The sequence below is a fragment of the Streptomyces venezuelae genome (assembly GCF_008642355.1).
GTDB lineage: Bacteria > Actinomycetota > Actinomycetes > Streptomycetales > Streptomycetaceae > Streptomyces > Streptomyces venezuelae_B.
This window is the reverse complement of the sequence record NZ_CP029193.1, coordinates 7,505,726-7,523,186: the sequence shown is the minus strand read 5'-3', so window position 1 is coordinate 7,523,186 and position 17,461 is coordinate 7,505,726. Positions and strand designations below refer to the sequence as shown.

The window sequence follows — 17,461 nt, the reverse complement described above, 5'->3', positions numbered from 1 at the left end:
GAAGATGGCTCCCTGCCTGCTTTCTGCAGGTCAAGGGCATCCTCGACTTTACATCGGCACACGCCGAACGATGTTTGTGAGAAACATCGCTCGGGTCGGACTAGACGGCCCTCACCTGGTCCTTTACGCCGTCACCGGCGGCATTTCGGGCAATTCTCCAGGAGCGCTCTGCGGCCCGTGCCGACCGAATGCTGACTTACCTGATGAATCATCACCCGAGCGAGCCCCTGTCCGCGTCCGCATACCGCAGACCTGTCAAACGTCCAGGGTCGGAACCTACGCACGAGTACTGACGCTGCGCGGCAGATGCCGACCACAGCCCGTGCTTCGTAAGCTCAACTCGGAACGACCGTCACGATGTCAGGCGCGATGTCCAGCACCAGGAGCGCCGCCGCCACGTGGGTCGGGTTGTCCTCCACCTTGAGGGTGGAGAGCTCGTTGGCGCGTGAGACGCGCCGTTCGACGGTGTTGCGGTGCGCGTAGAGGTCGGCGGCCGCCCGGGTGGTGCTGAAGCCGCACTGCACGTAGGTGAGCAGCGCCTGCCTCAGGGCTGTGTCGGCTTCGGCCAACGGCCCGAGGGTGTTGATGACGAACCGACGCGCGCCGGGCCGGTCCTTCGTGAGCGCGTCGATCAGCTCGACGTCGGCGTAGGCGGTGAACCGCCGGTCGGAACCCAGCCGGATCACGAGCGCCTGCGCCGCCAGGGCGTCCTGGTGGCTGGAGCGGAATCCTTCGAGACCGCGGCCCGGCCTTCCCACCGCCGCGCGGACCGCGTCGGTCGCCGCGAGGTCCTTCTCCACGTGGTGAAGATCCGGGACAGCTTCCCCCGAGAGCCAGATCCACCGCGACGTGGCGCTGGCGCGCGCCACCAGGGCGCTTCGGCCTCCGGCGGAGCAGCGCACGGCGGCGACCGCCTCGTCCAGGGCGTCGGCCTCCTGGGGATCGTCGACCCAGAGGACGAGGCCCACGTGCCACCGCGCCATCCGGTAGCGCAGGCGTCCTTCGGCAAGGTCCTCCGCCATCGGCGCCCCACTGGCGATCAGCTGGATCAGCGCGATCCCCTCGGCATCCGTGTTCCCCATCGCCGCGGCGAGTCCGGCTTGCCGCAGGGCCGCGACGGAGTCGAGGGCGTACTGCACCAGCGACTGCGCCGTCACGTCCAGGACCCCCACGAGAAGATCGGGGTCCGCGCAGTCCGCCACGCATTCCTCCAGCCATCGCCGCCAGCCGATCCCCAGAGCCACGCGCCAGGCACCGCCGAAGTCGGGCGCGATGCCCCGGGAGACGAGGTCGTTGATGTACGCCGTGGTCCTCGGACTGACGTAGGGCTCTACCCTCCGCCCCGGTTGCTGAACGTTTGCGGTCAACCACTGGACCACCTCAGAGCGGTTGAGCGCGCGATCCTCCTCGACCAGCGATGCGTCGGTGAGGAGAGCGGGATCGTTCTGGGCGACGAGAGAGGGCCTTGCGAAGGAGTCGATCAGGGCGTCCGTTTCCGTCAGCAGGCGCTGACACAGGGACCTGATCGCATCGGCGACCTCACGCGAGGGCGGGGGCCACAGCTCTTCCATGTTGTCAGTGTCCCTCTGCTCTCGGGGAGCCGAGGCTCCCGACATGCCGTGTCCCGGACAGGTGAGGGGCTCGTCGGCGACCTGGCCGCCGACACAGGCGCGGACCCTCGACTGCTGTTTACTACCACTAAACGGCGGCAGGTGTACCACGCCCTCACCGGCGCCACAAGTGGTTCGACGCCGTCGCACCCTCCGCCGGGGCGCACCGAATGCCCCTGACGCCCATGCCTTAGCCTCGTGCCACGGAAAGGACTCGTCCGGGTCGGCCCGTCACCTGACGGGCGCACGACCTCGGCCTCGGGACGGGCGGTGAGCACACCATGTCCATCGGTGACGGCGGGACAGCAGGCGGAGCGGAACGCGGCGCCGCCGCCCTCGAAGCGTCCACGGGTGCGCGGCTGCGGAAGATCAGGCTCGACCGCGGCTTGTCGTTGACGGAGGTCGCGCACCGGGCAGAGGTCACCAAGGGCTTTCTGAGCCAGTTGGAGCGTGGGCTCACCAGCGTGTCCGTCCCGACGTTGCTGCGCGTCTGCGAAGTGCTGCGGATCGGGGTCGGGGAGCTGTTCGCGTACCCCGAAGAGCACGTCGTGGACGGCGGAAGCAGGATCGACATGGGCGGTGAGGGCGTGGCCGAGTACCTGCTCACGCCCGCCGACACCACGGCGTTCCAGGTCTTCCGTTCCGTGATCGAGCCGGGCGGGGGCACCGGCGGGCCCTATCGGCTCGACACCGCCACGGTCTTCGCGATGGGGCTGAGCGGTTCGACCCGTCTGATCGTCGGGGGCGAGACCCGGATGCTGTCGGCAGGGGCGTCCACGTCGTTCTCCGGCCAGACGCTTCACCAGTTCGACAATCCGGGTCCGACGGTGAGCGAGGTCCTCTGGGTCCTGTCGCCTCCCCTGCCGCGCGCCGCGCGAAGGCCCGCCTAGATCCTGTCGTCGCATGCCTGGCCCGCGTCAGGAGTGGTGCGGGGGCGACGGCTGTTTCGCAGGACCCGGCGGTCTTGTCGTAGCGGGTGGCGATCTCACACCGCGTCGTCACGGAGCAGGCGTCGCCCGAACCCTCAGGAACCCCCGCGCCTGCCACGGCGGCGCGCCCGCCGGGCCCGCGTCCTGCTGCCGTTGAAGAAGTCGTTGAACCGGTCCAGCCCCCAGACGGCCCGGAGGACGAACGGCTGCAACAGCAGCGACATCGACGACGAGTACTTCGAGGCGTCCGACCAGATGCCGGCGAGGTCGTCCGACATCTCGCCGTCGACGATGTAGTCGGCGAGCTGATGGGTCACGTACGGCACCTGGCAGAGGCCGTGGCCGTTGCAGGCCATCGCGTAGAAGACGTTGTCACCCACCTGCCCGGCGACCGACAGCCAGTCCGGGCTGATGCCGATCCAACCGCCCCAGGCCCGTTCGATGGCCACGTCGGACAGCGACGGGAACCGGTTGGCCAGGTCCTTCCCCATGTCCCGCACGACATCGGGGTCCGGGACCCGGTCCGGGAGCGGATAGGTTCGGCCTCGCTGCGCCTTGCGGACCCCGCAGACGATGGTGTTGCGCTCGGTGAGCCGGTAGTGGGTCATCAACTGGTGCTGGGTGATGATGCCGGACCGACTGGTCCAGTTGAGCGCGGCGAGCCGCTCCGGCGCGATGGGTTCCGACTCGATCTCGATGACGTACAGCGGCGTCGCGAGGTTCTTGGGCGCGATGTCCCACTCGCCGCCGTAGACGCTGGTCGCGAGCAGCACCTTGTTGGCCCGCACGGTGCCGTGCGGTGTCGTGATCTCGACGATGCCGCCTGTGCGCCGGACATCGCTCACCCGCGTCCGCTCGAAGACCTTGGCCGAGGACGCGAGCAGCGCGCGGCGCACGCCACGGGCGAGCTTCCCCGGGTTCAGCATCCCGCCGATGGATTCCCGCATCCCGCCCACGAAGCCGGCGGGGAGGCCGAGCTCCTCCCTGGTGCCGACGGTCCCGCCCCCACCGAAGGCGCGCAGGATCGCCGCCTGGGTACGCACCCTGAGCATCATGAGGGGTGAGACCGCACCCCACACCAGGCCGTTCGCCACGTAGTCGCAGTCGATGTCGTGCCTCTTGATGAGGTCTTCCACATAGCGGCCCGCGTGCTCCGCCAGTTTGGCCATGACCGGCATCTTCTTCGGGGACTGGAGGCTGAGCATCCGCAGGTCGCCGCCCGGCGCCCCGGCGATCTGACCGCCGTTGCGCGAGGCCGAGCCGTAGCCGCAGAACTCGGCCTCCAGCAGGACGACGTCCTGGTCGCGCTCCGCGAGGCGCAGCGCGGCCGCCATGCCGCCCATGCCGCCGCCGATGACGGCGATGTCGCAGGTGAGGTCGCCGTCCAGCGCGGGCTGCACGTCGTCCGGCGGGTCGATCCAGCCGGTGAAGCTGGTGTACTTCGTGCTGTCGGTCCTCATGCTGTCCCGATCTCCTTCCAGGTGGGGCGTCCGCCCCACTTCGTGCTCTCTCAGTCCTGAGAAGTCGTGGCCCCGAGTGAGGCCCGGCCCGCTCGCCGCTCTCCCTTGGCCGCGACCGAACGGGCGGGCAGGTCCCCCATCGTCAGGAGACCGGGATGCGCCTCGACGACCGCGGTGGAGGCGTTGACCGCCGCCGCGACGGTGCTGAGGAAGGAATCGAAGCCCACGGAGGAACGGAGGTCGACGATCTGCTCCTCTCCGACGATCCGGTAGTCGTCGCCCGCGGCCACCTCGTCGGCCGGCTCGAAGAACCCGAACGTGATCTCCAGGTCGATCACCACCTCGCCCCTGAGCACGCCCCGGGCGGCGTGAGTGACCGCCGCGATCTGCCCCGGTTCGATGCGCAGGTGATCCCCGACGCGCGGCGAAGTCGTCACGACAGCGGGTTCGACCTCTCCCACGTCCACCGAGTCGAGATCCCATCCGAGCCCTGCCGCGAGCGCCCCGATGGCCTGCTCGAAGCCGTGGTGCCCGACGACCTCGCCCCGGCTGCGAGCCGTCACGAACTCGCGCATGGTCAGACCGAGGCCGAACTTCGACAGGATCGCGCCGTAGCGTGACATGTTCGTCCGCCGGCGGATCCGAACGCTCTCCACACGCTGGGTCAGTGCGGTCAGGAGGAGAGGAAGGGTGTCCATCAGGACGCCCGGGTTCGCCCCGCTGCCCAGGACGGTCACGCCGTGCGCCTTCGCCGTGTCGTCGAGCCGCCGGGCCAGATCGGGGTGGCTCAGCCATGGATGGGCCAGCTCTTCGCAGATGCTCAGGACGTTGTACGAACGTTCCAGCAGCGGCAGCAGGACGTCGGCCGCCCTGTGCAGATCCGAGACGGTCGCCACGATCGCGAGGTCGGCGGCGGGCAGCTCGGCCGGGTCGCTCACGACGACGACACCGTTCGCGACGCCGCCGAGGAGCACTCCGAGGTCCTGACCGACCACGCGGGGGTCCCGGTCCGCCGCTCCCACGATCTCCACGTCCGCGCGTCGCAGCATGGAGGAGGCGATGGTCCGGCCAGTGGCACCGAGCCCCACCACGACAGTCCGATTCTTCAACGTCACTCCCTCGGGCGCCTCGGTCGGCCCGCCCACGACACGGTGCTCGGCGAGACGGGACTTCGCCGGTGGCGGTTGCCTGGTCCCCCACTGTCACAGGCAACGGGCGTGGTGAGAACGACACTGGGCACCGGCTTTCCCCGGGGACGGTGCACGGTGCACAGACCGGCCGCGCCCCTACGTTCGTGAGCTGACCGGCAAGTCGCTCAGAGTCGCTCGTAGACAGCCGGTCGGCGCGCTCGCAGGACGAGGGCCTGCGCCGCGCCGGCCACGGCCGAGAGGGTGACGAGGCCGCCGATCACCCAGGCGCCCGTGGTGGTGCCGACGAGGAGCGGGAAGTTGGCGACCATCATGCAGACCACGCAGGCCAGGCCGAGGAAGGCGACGGCCGGGGCCACGACCGTCCGCCACACCGGCTGCCGCCCGTCGCGCGCCGGAAGAAGCCGACGACGGCGAGGCTGGTGGCCGCCATCAGCAGGACGATGCCGGGGGTGGCGGCACCGGAGAACCAGGCGTAGAGGTCCCCGATCGGGTCGAGGCCGAGCGAGGCGACGACGAGCGTGGTGACGAACGCGACCGCCGGGGCGACGGCCGAGGACGCCGACGGTGCGCGGTGCCGGGGGTGGGCGACGCTCAGCGACGCCGGAAGCGCGCCGGCCCGGGACAGCGCGAACTGGTAGCGCGTCACGACGTTGTGGAAGGCCAGTACGCAAGCGAACTGGCTTGTGATCAGCAGGAGTTGCATGGCGTCGGCCCAGACGGACCCCACGTAGCTCCGCGTCAGCGTGAGGACCAGGCCCTCGGGGTCGGCCTGCGCGGCTCCGACCACGGCGCCGACGCCGGAACCCACCACGATCGCCCACACGGTGAACGAGTAGAAGGCACCGATCACCAGGATCGCGACGTATGTCGCCCGCGGGACCGTGACGTCGGGGTCCTTCGCCTCGTGGCGGAACACGGCCGTCGCCTCGAAGCCGGTGAAGCCGAAGAAGGCGAACATGACGCCGAGGCCCAGGGAGCCGGTGCCCACGATCGAGGGCGACACCGGCTCGGCCGTCAGGCCGTGGGCGCCGCCGTGGCCCACGATGCCGACGTCCATGACCAGGAGCAGCAGAAATTCCAGTACCAGCACGGCACCGAGCACCTTGGCGCTCAGCTCGATGTCGCGGTGGCCGAGGAAGGCGATGACGCCCAGCGAGATGAGCGCCCAGGCCCACCACGGGGAGCCGACGTCGGCGTACCGCTCGATGACGTTGCTCGTCGCGACCCCGACATAGGCGTCCACCCCGACGAGAAGCAGCGTGTAGGAGAAGAGCGCGAGGGTCGCTGCCGAGAGACCGGGGTCCGGCCCAGCCCCGCCTGGACGTAGGCGTAGAAGGCCCCCGCGTCGCGTACCCGTCCGGCCATCAGCGTGAAGCCGACCGCGAAGATCAGCAGCAGCACGGTGGACGGCGCGAAGTACAGCGGCATCCCCGGGCTGCCGCTCACGGCGAAGGCGAGCGGCACCCCGCCGGCCACAAGGCCGAGTGGTGCCGCCGCGGCGACGACCATGAACACGATCTGCGACACGCCGAGCCCACGGGAGCGGGTTGCCCGACCCCGCTTCACCGCCGGGTGCTCCGGTGTGCCCTGTCTTGGAGAGGTCGGTCATCGCGATCACCTTTCGGCTCACGGGCCGGTACCGGCTCGTCATGGGTGGGTGAAGGAATGCGTGGAGCGGTACGCCTGCGCGAACGAACAGGTGCGGCTCCCTCTCGGTGGCTGAGCCGGAGCGGCAGGAGGCGGCTCCTGCCGCCCGAGAAGACGTGGCCCCGTGCGGGTTCCGGGTCGTCGGCCGCTTCCGCTCGGCCGCGATCGCGGGGGTGACGGCGGCGATCGGGGGAGCGACGGCGGCGATCCCCCGCGGCTCGACACACCTGTGGGTCCAGCACGCGGCGAGGTCGTGACGACAGCGGGTTCGGCCTCCGCGCACGACCACGACCCCGCCGTTTAGTAACACTAAACAGTGGGGTCAAACGTCTACCACCCCGGTCTTGCTCCCGCAATGGTCTCGCCGGCAAGACGCCGCTGGACGTCCGTCTCCGGCCGCCTCCCGGAACGGCCGGGCCGCGGGCTCGACCGGGGCCTCCGCCCGAACGTCGGACACCGTACGGGCGCAACGGCCCGGTCCGCCTGTGCATCGTGCACCGAGCCCTGGCGAAGGAGGTGCCCGCTGTCGTTCTCGCAAGCGGTCCTCGCTGGCGACAGTGAGGCAACCGCCACAGGAACAGCGAGGAAACGCCATGACAGCTGAGGTGTTGGACGCCGGCGAGGAATTCGACGTGGTGATCATCGGAGCCGGGATCTCCGGGATCGGCGCGGCCACCTATTTCAGCCGGGAGCTGCCCGACAAGTCGCTCGCCGTACTGGAAGCGCGCGACGACATCGGAGGCACGTGGGACCTGTTCCGCTATCCCGGCATCCGCTCGGACTCCGACCTCCACACGTTCGGATACGCGTTCAAGCCCTGGCGCCACGAAGCCGCGATCGCCGACGCTCCCCTCATCAAGGAGTACCTCCACGAGACCGTCGAGGAGAACGGCCTGGAGCGCTTCCTCAGGCTCGGCCACCGGGTCGTCCGCGCGGCGTGGTCCACGGCGGACTCACGGTGGACCCTCACCGTCCAGACGTCGGACTCCGCGACGGGAGCGACCCGGACCAGGACGATCCACGCGGGATGGGTCTTCGCCGCCACCGGCTACTACCGGTACGACGAGGGGTTCTCCCCGGAGTTCCAGGGACGGGACGAGTTCGAGGGCCGGATCGTCCATCCGCAGCACTGGCCCGAGGGACTCGACTACAGCGGCAAGAAGGTCGTCGTCATCGGCAGCGGCGCGACCGCGATCACTCTGGTGCCGGCCATGACCACCGGGACGGGCGCCGCCCGGCACGTGACGATGCTGCAGCGCACCCCCACCTACGTCATGGCGCTCCCCCGCGTCGACAAGGTCGCCCTGGCGCTCACGAAGCTGCTCGGGGAAGAGCGCGGGTACGCCGTGACGCGGTTCAAGAACATCTGGACCGAACACGCCGTCGTGAAGGGCCTGCGGACCTTCCCCAAGGCAGGACGGGCCTTCATCCGACGCGAGAACGTCAAGCGCCTTCCCAAGGGATTCGACGTCGACAAGCACTTCAACCCGCCGTACGACCCGTGGGACCAGCGGGTGTGCGTGGCACCGAACGGCGACTTCTTCGACGCGCTCAAGGGCGGAAGGGCCTCCGTCGTCACCGACGCCGTGGCGCGCTTCAGCAAGCGCGGCATCGTCCTGGCGTCGGGTGAGGAACTGGAAGCCGACATCATCGTCACCGCGACGGGGCTGAACCTGCGGCTCTTCGACGGCATGCCCCTCGTGGTCGACGGGCACCAGGTCGACATCGCGGACGCGCTCTGTTACCGCGGCATGCTGCTGAGCGGGATGCCGAACTGGGCGATGGCGATCGGCTACACCACCTCGTCCTGGACGCTCAAGGTGAGCCTGATGTGCCGTTACTTCATCGACCTGGTCAGGCACATGGACGCCCGCGGATACGACACGGTGGTTCCGGTCGCGCCGCCGGGAACGAACCGCCGGCCCGTCATGGACCTCCAGGCCGGGTACGCCAAGCGCGGCGAGAAGCTCCTGCCCAAGCAGGGCCCCGAGAAGCCCTGGCGGATGGCGATGTCCTACCCCGAGGACGCCAGGGCGCTGCGCGGCCCGGTGGCCGACGAGAACCTCCGGTTCGGCGCCCGCCGGGCGGCCTCGCCGGCACCCGGCAGGAGGCGAGCCACCCGTGCCTGAGACGAGCGCCGTCGAGAGCGTCGACCAGTACGCGACCCTGCCGTCCGGGATGACGATCTGCTTCCGGGACCACGGCGACAAGGACGACCCCGCGATGCTGCTCATCGCGGGACTGGGCGAAGACCTCACCTTCTGGACCGACCCGTTCGTCGGTTCCCTCGCCGCCCACGGTTTCCGGGTCGTCGCGATCGACAACCGCGACGTGGGCCAGTCGACGTTCGTCGCCACGCCCCCTCCCGGAACCTGGCGCCAGATCGCCGCGCGTCCACGCGGCGACGCGTACACGCTGGCCGACATGGCCCAGGACGCCGTCGGCGTGCTCGACCATCTCGGGATCCCGCGGGTGCACCTGGTCGGGCGGTCGATGGGCGGAATGATCGCGCAGACGATCGCGGCCACGGCGCCCGAGCGGGTCCTGTCGCTGGCCTCCCTCTACTCCACGACCGGGGCGCGCAAGGTCGGTCAGCCGGCCCTGTCGACGATCCGGCTCCTCGCCGCCCCGCCGGCGAGGAACAGGACCGCGGCGGTCCGCGCCCACCTGAGGCTCACCCGGCACATCGCGGGAACGGAACATCCCATCGACGACGCGGCCGAGGCGGCCATCGCGGCGCGCGGCTGGGACCGCAGCGGCGGCGACCCGGCGGCCGGCACGGCGCGCCAGATCCAGGCCATCCAGCGCTCCGGGGACCGGACGGCCCAGCTGAGCCGGATCACCGCCCCGACGCTGGTCATCCACGGCGACCGGGACCTGCTGGTGCACCCGAGCGGCGGCGCCGCGACCGTCAGGGCGATCCGCTCGGCCCAGCACGTGGTCATCCCCGGCATGGGCCATCACCTCCCCGAGTCCCTCGTCGGCCCCATCACGACCTACATCGCGCAACACGCGAACCGCGTGGGTGAAGGAGGCAGCCATGTCCGGATCTCGTGAGCCCCGCTCCGGGAACACCACGGTCGACGTCGTGGTCGTCGGTGCCGGTTTCGCCGGTCTGAGCGCGGCGGAGCGACTGGTGAGCACGGGGCGGTCCGTCCTGGTCGTGGAAGGCCGCGACCGGGTCGGAGGCCGCTCGCTCTCCGGCGAGGTGGCCGGCGTGAAGGTCGACCTCGGAGCGACCTGGGTGGCCCGGCGCCACACGGCCGTCCGGGACCTCGCGAGCCGGGTGGGGTGCACCACCACCGACCAGTTCGCCCAGGGGCGCAACGTGCTGTGGATGGCGGGCCGGCGCCGCACCTACGGCGGAACCATTCCCAAGGTCTCCCCCGCGGCCCTGGTGGACATGGCGCGCATGCAGGCGGCGGTGAACAAGCTGGTCGCGACCGTCGACGTGGAGGCGGCGTGGGAGACGCCGGGGGCCGGCCGGCTCGACGCCGTCTCGTTCGGCGAGTGGCTCGACCGGAAGAACGCGCTGCCCGGCACCCGCGCGCTGATGACCGTCATCAGCAAGGTGCAGTGGGGCTGCACACCGGGAGACGTCTCCCTGCTGCACGCACTGCGCTACATCCGTTCGGCGGGCGGACTCGACCACATGCTGGACGTCGAGGGCGGCCAGCAGCAGGACCGGATCGTCGAGACCACCCAGGAGATCGCCCAGCGGGTGGCGGAGCGGCTCGGCGACCGCGTGCGCCTGGAGACACCGGTGCGCCGCATCGCACAGGACGACGACGGCGTCACCGTCCGCACCGACTCCGGCGAGATCCGCGCCCGGTACGCGATCGTCACGGCCTCGCCGGCGCACCGCGCCGCCATCGCCTTCGAGCCCGCTCTGTCCGAGCAGGGCGAAGGGCTGACGCGGACCTGGCGCATGGGCGTGCTGAGCAAGGCTTTCGTGGCCTACGAGAGGCCGTTCTGGCGGGCGGAGGGCTGCTCCGGCGAGGCGGTGACCGACACCGGGACCGTGTTCATCACCTTCGACGTGTCCCCCGCCCCCGGCGGACCGGGCGTCCTGATGGCCTTCTGCGATCCGCGCGTCTTCGACGGCTTCGGCCCCGGGGCCCGGCGCGACCGGGTGGTCCGGCAGCTCGCCGACCTCTACGGTCCGCAGGCGCTCGCCCCGATCGACTACCTGGACCACTGCTGGGGAGCGGAGCCCTTCGCCCCGGGCGGCCCCAATCCCGCCGTCGCCCCCTACGCGACCACGAGCTTCGGCAAGGCGCTGAGCGAGCCCCACGGGCGCGTCCACTGGGCGGGCTCCGAAACCGCCGGCGAATGGGCCGGAACCATGAACGGCGCGGTTCTGACGGGCCAGCGCACCGCAGAGAGCGTCCTCACCCTGCTGACTCGCGACGTCCGAGAGGGGGCGTCCCGATGAAGGAGACGCTGTTCCTGCTGGCCGACCTGTGGATGATCTTCGCCGGTTACTTCTACGGCTGGACATTCATCCGCCGCTACGGCAACTACCTCCTGGGCCTCGAATGGATGGTCGTCGCCACGTCGGGCACCAACTTCCTGCTCTGGTCGCTGCTCGGGGCCAAGAGCGACAGCGTGCTGTACGACGTGGCGTACTTCTTCGACGCGTTCTCCAGGTCGGTCGGCATCACCCTCATCCTGGTCCTGGGCCTGATGAAGGTCACCCATCGCTACAAGCCGAGCCGCGGCGTCGACGTCGCCGTGTTCGGGGTCGCGATCGTGGCCGCCCTGTTCCTCCGCCCCTTCCACGGCGCGGATCTCCACACCGACCGCGGTGCGTTCTGGGTCTCCGCGTTCTACGTCGTCGTCAACCTGCTCACGGCCGTGTTCCTCTGCTTCTTCGTCAAACGGCTCTGGAGCGCGGGCGCGAGGTGGCCGGCGGTCTGGACCGGACTGGTCACGGCCGCCGGGACCACCATCGCGATCACGTACGACTTCTTCCCCCTGCCGTTCGACGACGCGAACCGCACGATCTTCTACACCGCCGCGCTGGCGACCTGGGGCACCCAGGGATTCGTCTACTTCCGCGCCTACCGCGCGCTGCACGACCGCGACGCGGCTCTGGACCCGTACCCGGCCCACACGGCCGGGGCCCCCGCATGAACCCGAATCACGACGAAGGAGTCAGCATGGCGAAGAGGCACGTGTACGCGGTGGTGGACCCCGCCAGCGGCAAGCTGGTCAAGGAGTACCCCACCGCGACGGACGAGACCGTCGATGCGGCGCTCGACGCGGCGGCGGAGGCCTACGCGCAGTGGTCGAGGCAGACCTCCGTGGCACAGCGCGCCCAACTGTTGAACGCCGTCGCCACCCTGCACAGCGAGCGCAGCCGGCAGCTCGCCGAGATCATCCACCGGGAGATGGGCAAGCCGGTGGACGAGGCCGTCGGGGAGGTCGAGTTCAGCGCCTCCATCTACCGGTACTACGCCGAGAACGCGGAGAAGTTCCTCACCGACGAGCCGATCGAGCTCCTGGAGGGAGAGGGCACCGCCTTCGTCCGCCGCCAGCCGGTCGGCGTGCTGCTCGGGATCATGCCCTGGAACTACCCGTACTACCAGGTGGCCCGGTTCGCCGCGCCCAACCTCGCGCTGGGCAACACCATCGTGCTCAAGCACGCGTCGCAGTGTCCGGAGTCGTCCGCGGCTCTCCAGCAACTGTTCACGGACGCCGGCTTCCCCCAGGGCGCTTACGTCAACGTCCACGCCACCGGGGAGCAGATCGGCCGCGCCATCGCGGACCCCCGCGTGCAGGGCGTCTCCTTCACCGGTTCGGAGCGGGCCGGCGCGGAGGTCGCCGAGAAGGCCGGACGCAGCCTCAAGAAGGTGGTGCTCGAACTGGGCGGCTCGGACCCGTTCATCGTGCTGTCGACCGACGACCTCGACGCCATGGTCCAGGCGGCGGTCGAGGCGCGGTTCGAGAACGCCGGGCAGGCGTGCAACGCCGGGAAGCGCTTCATCGTCGCCGAGGACCTCTACGACGCCTTCCTCGACAGGTTCACCGAGAAGGTGCTCGCGCTGACCGACGGCCTGGCGCCGCTCTCCTCGGTCGCCGCCGCCGAGTACGTCGAGGAGCAGGTCGGGCGAGCCGTCGCCGAGGGGGCGACCTTCGTCTCCGCACGGCAGCGCGAGGGGGCGTACTTTCCGCCCGGCGTGCTGACGGGCCTCTCCCCGGCGTCGCCGTCGGCCGCCGAGGAGCTCTTCGGTCCCGTCGCGACCGTCTACCGGGTCGCCTCCGAGGACGAGGCCATCGAGCTGGCGAACGACACCCCGTACGGCCTTGGCTCCTACGTGTTCACGACGGACGCCGAGCAGGCGCTGCGCGTCGCCGACAGGATCGAGGCCGGCATGGTCTTCATCAACGGCGTCGGCCTCGAAGGCGCGGAACTTCCCTTCGGTGGCGTCAAGTTGTCCGGCTTCGGCCGCGAGCTGGGACGGGCGGGCATCGACGAGTTCGCCAACAAGAAGCTCGTCCGCACCGCTCGGACGTGACCGTCCCCAACACAGAAGGAAGACCTTCATGACGATCGAGTTCGACGCCGCCGTCTTCAGGACGCCGAACGAACCGCTGACCATCGAGCGGGTGACGATCCCCTCGACGCCTCCGCCCGGCGAGGTGCTCGTGCGGCTCCGGGCGAGCGGGGTGTGCCACAGCGACCTCCACGTCCTCCTGGGCGAATGGGAGGTTCCTACGCCGATGATCCTCGGCCATGAGGGAGCCGGGATCGTCGAGAGCGTCGGCGAGGGCGTCACGACGCTCAAGAAGGGCGACCACGTCGTGCTGTCCTGGACGCCCTCGTGTCGCCGCTGCCGCTACTGCATCAGCGGCAGGCCCGTCCTCTGCGACATGGTCAGCCAGCACTCGGCGAACCACCTGTCGTTCGACGGCCGGCCCCGGATCACGTCCGCCGACGGGGGCGACGTGCTCAGCTTCGCGGGCCTCGGAACGTTCGGCGAGTACGCCCTCGTGCCCGAGTCGGGTGCGATCGCCGTCCGGGACGACGCCCCGTTCCCGCAGGCGGCTCTGGTCGGATGCGCCGTCACGACCGGTGTCGGCGCGGCCGTCAACACCGCCAACGTGCGGCCGAGCGACACCGTACTGGTCCTCGGCTGCGGCGGCGTCGGCCTGAACGCGATCCAGGGGGCCCGGCTCGCCGGCGCGCGGAGGATCATCGCCGCGGACATCTCCGACGAGAAGCTGGAGCAGGCGCGCGTCTTCGGTGCGACCGACCTGATCAACAACGGCCGCGAGGACTTCGCGGACCGGGTGCGACAGCTCACCGACGGACGCGGTGTGGAGATCGCCATCGAGGCCATCGGGCTGCCCCGCACCATCGAGGCGGCCTACGAGGTCCTGGCCCGGGGCGGCACGGCGGTGGTCGCCGGGCAGGTGGCGGACGGCCTGAAGGTCTCCATCGACCCCTTCGTCATGTCCGATCAGGAGCTCTCGCTCATCGGCTCGAACTACGGCTCCAGCAAGCCTGCTTCCGACTTCCCGCTGCTGATCGACCACTACATGAACGACCGCATCGATCTCGACTCCCTGGTGACGAGCGTGATCGGTCTGCAGGACGTCAACGAGGCGTTCGACCAGATGAAGCGAGGCATCGGCATCCGCTCGGTGATCACGTACTGAAAGGCAGAGGCGATCTCATGGCCCTGGAATCATCACGCTCGGCCTTCGCGCGAGCCCGCCGCAGCGTCGGCGGGGGTGTGGGATCGGGCCTGCGCGCCGCGATGCCACCCCATCCGCTCTTCGTACGCGAGGCGCGGGGCGCACACGTCTGGGACCTGGACGGCGACCGGTACGTCGACTACGTGATGGCCTGGGGCCCGCTCGTCCTCGGTCACGGTGACCCGCGCGTGCTGTCCGCGGTGTCCGAGATCGCGCCGAAGATGCAGGTCGTCGGCACCGGCCACCCGCTCGAATACCTCGCGGCGGAAGCGGTCCTCGAAGCCGTGCCGCACGGCGAGCGGCTGCTGTGGAGCAACACGGGGACCGAGGCGGTGCAGGTGGCGCTGCGCCTCGCGCGCGCCGCCACCGGACGGCGCCGCATCCTCAAGTTCGCCAAGAGCTACCACGGCTGGCACGACACCGTGTACGCCGGGATGGCCGAGGACGACTGCGACCGCCCCGCCACCCCCGGTGGGGCGGGACAGTCGGCCAGCGTCCTCGACGACCTGGTCGTGGCGCGCTTCAACGACGCGCGGCTGGCCGAGCGCTTGCTGGGCGACGCCGTCGAGCGCGACATCGCGGCCGTGCTCGTCGACCCGGTGATGAGCAACGCGGGCGTCGAAGCGCCCTCACCGCAGTTCCTGTCGACGCTGCGCACCCTCTGCGACCGGCACGGCGTCGTCCTCGTCTTCGACGAGGTGATCGCCGGGTTCCGGATCGCCCGGGGCGGGGCGGCCGAGAAGTACGGCGTCCTTCCCGACCTGTCCGTCTTCGGGAAGGCGATGGCCGGCGGCTTCACCCAGAGCGCCGTCGTAGGCCGAGCGGAGCTGGTCGATCAGGTGACGTCCGGCGTCGTGCACGCCGGAACCTTCAACGCCAACCCGATCGCACTGGCGGCCGTCGCGGCGACGATGCGCGCCCTGGCCGATCCCGAGGTCTACGACCAACTCGAGCGGATCTCGTCCGAGTTCGAAGCCCTCGTCGGCGCCGTTCTCGGTTCATCGCCCGACTTCGGAGGCTTCAACCGGGTCGGCTCACTCCTCCAGTACGTCCCCGCCGGTGGCGCGACGGGGCTTCACGGAACGAGCGGGCTCTGGGCGGAGATCCTCGAAGGGATGCTGCGGCAGGGCTTCCTCTTCATGCCGTCCGGCAAGGTCTTCCTCAGTACGGCGCACACCACCGCCGACGTCGAGGCGACGGCCGAGGCCCTCGACCGGCTCCTGCGGAAGTTGTGACACCCGCATCGAGTCACGCGTTACCCCCACCCGCTCCGAGCCAGGCCGCGTGTTCTGTTCCTCCGCGGCCTGGCCCGGTCCACCTTTCCGGAAATGGCACCATGCTGAACCTCTCGGCCCTGCTCGAGGACTCCGCCCGCACGCACCCGGACCGGGACGCGGTCGTCCTCGGTACGACGCGTCTCACCTACGCCCAGATCGACGCCGCCGCCAATCAGGTCGCCAATCTCCTGGTCGACCGCGGCATCTGGCCCGGCGACAAGGTCGCGCTCAGTTGTCCGAACGTGCCCTGGTTCCCGATCGTCTACTACGGGATCCTCAAGGCCGGCGCCGTCGTCGTACCGCTCAACGTCCTGCTCAAGGGCCGGGAGGTCGCCTACCACCTCGCCGACTCGGGGGCGAAGGCGTACTTCTGCTTCGAGGGCGGCGAGGGCCTGCCGATGGGGGCGGAGGGGCACGCCGGGTTCAGCGAGACACCTGCCTGCGAGCACTTCTTCCTCATCACCGCCGATCCCGCGGCGGAGAGCCCGATCGAGGGCGTCGAGACCATGGGCGCCGCGCTGCGGGGCACCGCGGCGACGTTCGACAGCATCGGGACGTCGGGGGACGACCCGGCCGTGCTGCTCTACACGAGCGGTACGACGGGGCAGGCGAAGGGCGCCGAACTCAGCCACGCCAACCTGGTGCTCAACGCCCTCGCGGTCAACCAGCTGTTGGAGAACCGGCCGGCGCTGGACACCCATCTGGTCGTGCTGCCGCTGTTCCACTCCTTCGGCGCGACCGTGCAGTTGAACGCCGGCTTCTCGACGGCGAGCACGCTGGTGCTGCTGCCGCGGTTCGACGCCCGGCAGGCGGTGTCCCTGATGCAGCGGGAGGACATCACCGTCTTCGCGGGTGTCCCCACCATGTGGTGGGGCCTGTTGCAGGCGCTCACCGAGGACATCGACGTCGAGAGGATCGCGAGGAACCTGCGCGTCGGAGTCTCCGGCGGCGCCGCGCTCCCCGCGGAACTCATCAAGCAGGTCAGGGAGCGACTGGGCGTCCAGGTCCTGGAGGGCTACGGCCTCTCCGAAACCTCGCCGGTGGTGACCTTCAGCGATCCGGCGCGGGAGCCCCGTCCCGGGTCGATCGGCGTGCCGATCTGGGGTGTCGAGGTCAAGCTCCTCGACGCGGACTGGTCGGAGGTCGAGGACGACGGCACGGGCAGCGCCATCGGGGAGATCGCGGTCAGGGGCCACAACGTGATGAAGGGGTACCACGGCCGCCCCGAGGCCACCGCCGAAGCCGTCAGGGACGGCTGGTTCCGCACCGGCGACCTGGCCCGCAGGGACAAGGACGGCTTCTACTACATCGTCGACCGGGCGAAGGACCTGATCATCCGCGGTGGCTTCAACGTGTACCCGCGCGAGATCGAGGACCTCCTGATGACGCACCCGGCGATCAGCCTGGCCGCGGTCGTCGGCGTGCCGCACGAGAGTCACGGCGAGGAGATCAAGGCGTTCGTCATCCTCGAGCGCGGCGCCGAGGCCCGCCCCGACGAGCTGGTCGCCTGGGGCAGGGAGCAGATGGCCGCCTACAAGTACCCGCGCATCGTGGAGGTCGTGCAGACCCTCCCGATGACGTCCACCGGAAAGATCCTCAAGCGCGAGCTCACGTGACCGGCGCGCCGAGGCACGGACATGGGTGGGAAGGACGGCAGATGACAGTGGATGAGGGCCGCCGGCG

15 protein-coding genes are annotated in these 17,461 nt (G+C 70.2%); 10 read left to right on the top strand and 5 right to left on the bottom strand.

From position 1 onward, the window contains the following. Positions 1–335 precede the first annotated feature (335 nt). Entirely contained in the window at positions 336–1,571 is a 1,236-nt protein-coding gene (locus tag DEJ47_RS34080; RefSeq protein WP_150174978.1) for a PucR family transcriptional regulator, read from the bottom strand. 320 nt (positions 1,572–1,891) lie between these two features. Between DEJ47_RS34080 and DEJ47_RS34075 the strand changes: the two genes are divergently transcribed. Continuing rightward, positions 1,892–2,500, top strand: a complete 609-nt coding sequence (locus tag DEJ47_RS34075) for a helix-turn-helix domain-containing protein (RefSeq protein WP_150174977.1) — start codon at positions 1,892–1,894, stop codon at positions 2,498–2,500. A gap of 134 nt (positions 2,501–2,634) precedes the next feature. On the opposite strand, the gene DEJ47_RS34070 is transcribed toward DEJ47_RS34075, so the two are convergent. The 4 genes from DEJ47_RS34070 to DEJ47_RS34060 form a co-directional block, all read right to left on the bottom strand. Continuing rightward, positions 2,635–3,999, bottom strand: a complete 1,365-nt coding sequence (locus DEJ47_RS34070; RefSeq protein WP_150174976.1) for an NAD(P)/FAD-dependent oxidoreductase — start codon at positions 3,997–3,999, stop codon at positions 2,635–2,637. 50 nt (positions 4,000–4,049) lie between these two features. Further along, positions 4,050–5,114 carry a Gfo/Idh/MocA family oxidoreductase gene (locus DEJ47_RS34065; RefSeq protein ID WP_223828609.1) on the bottom strand — a complete coding sequence of 355 codons (1,065 nt, stop codon included), beginning with the start codon at positions 5,112–5,114 and terminating at the stop codon, positions 4,050–4,052. A 200-nt stretch (positions 5,115–5,314) separates the two neighbouring features. Then, complete coding sequence (locus tag DEJ47_RS36675; RefSeq protein ID WP_161237983.1) at positions 5,315–5,461, bottom strand: hypothetical protein; 147 nt, start codon at positions 5,459–5,461, stop codon at positions 5,315–5,317. Then, positions 5,458–6,393: an APC family permease gene (locus DEJ47_RS34060; RefSeq protein WP_223828608.1), complete on the bottom strand. Its 936-nt coding sequence runs from the start codon at positions 6,391–6,393 to the stop codon at positions 5,458–5,460. Before DEJ47_RS34060 ends, DEJ47_RS36675 begins: the two co-directional genes overlap by 4 nt. A gap of 472 nt (positions 6,394–6,865) precedes the next feature. On the opposite strand from DEJ47_RS34060, the gene DEJ47_RS34055 reads away from it, so the two are divergent. From DEJ47_RS34055 to DEJ47_RS34015, 9 genes are all read left to right on the top strand, one after another. Then, the gene (locus DEJ47_RS34055) at positions 6,866–7,054 is read left to right on the top strand and encodes a hypothetical protein (protein WP_150174974.1); all 189 of its coding nucleotides are present in this window, start codon (positions 6,866–6,868) and stop codon (positions 7,052–7,054) included. A gap of 336 nt (positions 7,055–7,390) precedes the next feature. Then, complete coding sequence (locus DEJ47_RS34050) at positions 7,391–8,926, top strand: flavin-containing monooxygenase (RefSeq protein WP_150174973.1); 1,536 nt, start codon at positions 7,391–7,393, stop codon at positions 8,924–8,926. Beyond that, a complete protein-coding gene (locus DEJ47_RS34045) occupies positions 8,919–9,854 on the top strand; it encodes an alpha/beta fold hydrolase (protein WP_223828607.1) in 936 nt (311 codons plus the stop codon). Before DEJ47_RS34050 ends, DEJ47_RS34045 begins: the two co-directional genes overlap by 8 nt. Next, entirely contained in the window at positions 9,838–11,232 is a 1,395-nt protein-coding gene (locus DEJ47_RS34040) for a flavin monoamine oxidase family protein (protein WP_150174972.1), read from the top strand. Before DEJ47_RS34045 ends, DEJ47_RS34040 begins: the two co-directional genes overlap by 17 nt. After that, complete coding sequence (locus DEJ47_RS34035; RefSeq protein WP_150174971.1) at positions 11,229–11,933, top strand: transporter; 705 nt, start codon at positions 11,229–11,231, stop codon at positions 11,931–11,933. The genes DEJ47_RS34040 and DEJ47_RS34035 overlap by 4 nt, the downstream gene beginning before the upstream one ends. Before the next feature lie 26 nt (positions 11,934–11,959). After that, on the top strand, positions 11,960–13,318 hold the full coding sequence (locus DEJ47_RS34030; RefSeq protein WP_150174970.1) for an NAD-dependent succinate-semialdehyde dehydrogenase: 1,359 nt from the start codon (positions 11,960–11,962) through the stop codon (positions 13,316–13,318). 28 nt (positions 13,319–13,346) lie between these two features. Further along, positions 13,347–14,462: a Zn-dependent alcohol dehydrogenase gene (locus DEJ47_RS34025; RefSeq protein ID WP_150174969.1), complete on the top strand. Its 1,116-nt coding sequence runs from the start codon at positions 13,347–13,349 to the stop codon at positions 14,460–14,462. 17 nt (positions 14,463–14,479) lie between these two features. Then, complete coding sequence (locus DEJ47_RS34020; protein WP_150174968.1) at positions 14,480–15,736, top strand: aspartate aminotransferase family protein; 1,257 nt, start codon at positions 14,480–14,482, stop codon at positions 15,734–15,736. A gap of 101 nt (positions 15,737–15,837) precedes the next feature. Next, positions 15,838–17,394 (top strand): long-chain-fatty-acid--CoA ligase, encoded by a 1,557-nt coding sequence (locus DEJ47_RS34015; protein ID WP_150174967.1) that lies wholly within the window; start codon positions 15,838–15,840, stop codon positions 17,392–17,394. Positions 17,395–17,461 lie beyond the last annotated feature (67 nt).

Bases quoted from the DNA above. Each gene is read 5' to 3' on its own strand.
- DEJ47_RS34015 (WP_150174967.1), top strand. From the start codon at position 15,838: ATGCTGAACCTCTCGGCCCTGCTCGAGGACTCCGCCCGCACGCACCCG.
- DEJ47_RS34040 (WP_150174972.1), top strand. From the start codon at position 9,838: ATGTCCGGATCTCGTGAGCCCCGCTCCGGGAACACCACGGTCGACGTC.
- DEJ47_RS34030 (WP_150174970.1), top strand. From the start codon at position 11,960: ATGGCGAAGAGGCACGTGTACGCGGTGGTGGACCCCGCCAGCGGCAAG.
- DEJ47_RS34075 (WP_150174977.1), top strand. From the start codon at position 1,892: ATGTCCATCGGTGACGGCGGGACAGCAGGCGGAGCGGAACGCGGCGCC.
- DEJ47_RS34080 (WP_150174978.1), bottom strand. From the start codon at position 1,571: ATGGAAGAGCTGTGGCCCCCGCCCTCGCGTGAGGTCGCCGATGCGATC.
- DEJ47_RS34050 (WP_150174973.1), top strand. From the start codon at position 7,391: ATGACAGCTGAGGTGTTGGACGCCGGCGAGGAATTCGACGTGGTGATC.
- DEJ47_RS34020 (WP_150174968.1), top strand. From the start codon at position 14,480: ATGGCCCTGGAATCATCACGCTCGGCCTTCGCGCGAGCCCGCCGCAGC.
- DEJ47_RS34025 (WP_150174969.1), top strand. From the start codon at position 13,347: ATGACGATCGAGTTCGACGCCGCCGTCTTCAGGACGCCGAACGAACCG.
- DEJ47_RS34070 (WP_150174976.1), bottom strand. From the start codon at position 3,999: ATGAGGACCGACAGCACGAAGTACACCAGCTTCACCGGCTGGATCGAC.
- DEJ47_RS34035 (WP_150174971.1), top strand. From the start codon at position 11,229: ATGAAGGAGACGCTGTTCCTGCTGGCCGACCTGTGGATGATCTTCGCC.
- DEJ47_RS36675 (WP_161237983.1), bottom strand. From the start codon at position 5,461: ATGATGGTCGCCAACTTCCCGCTCCTCGTCGGCACCACCACGGGCGCC.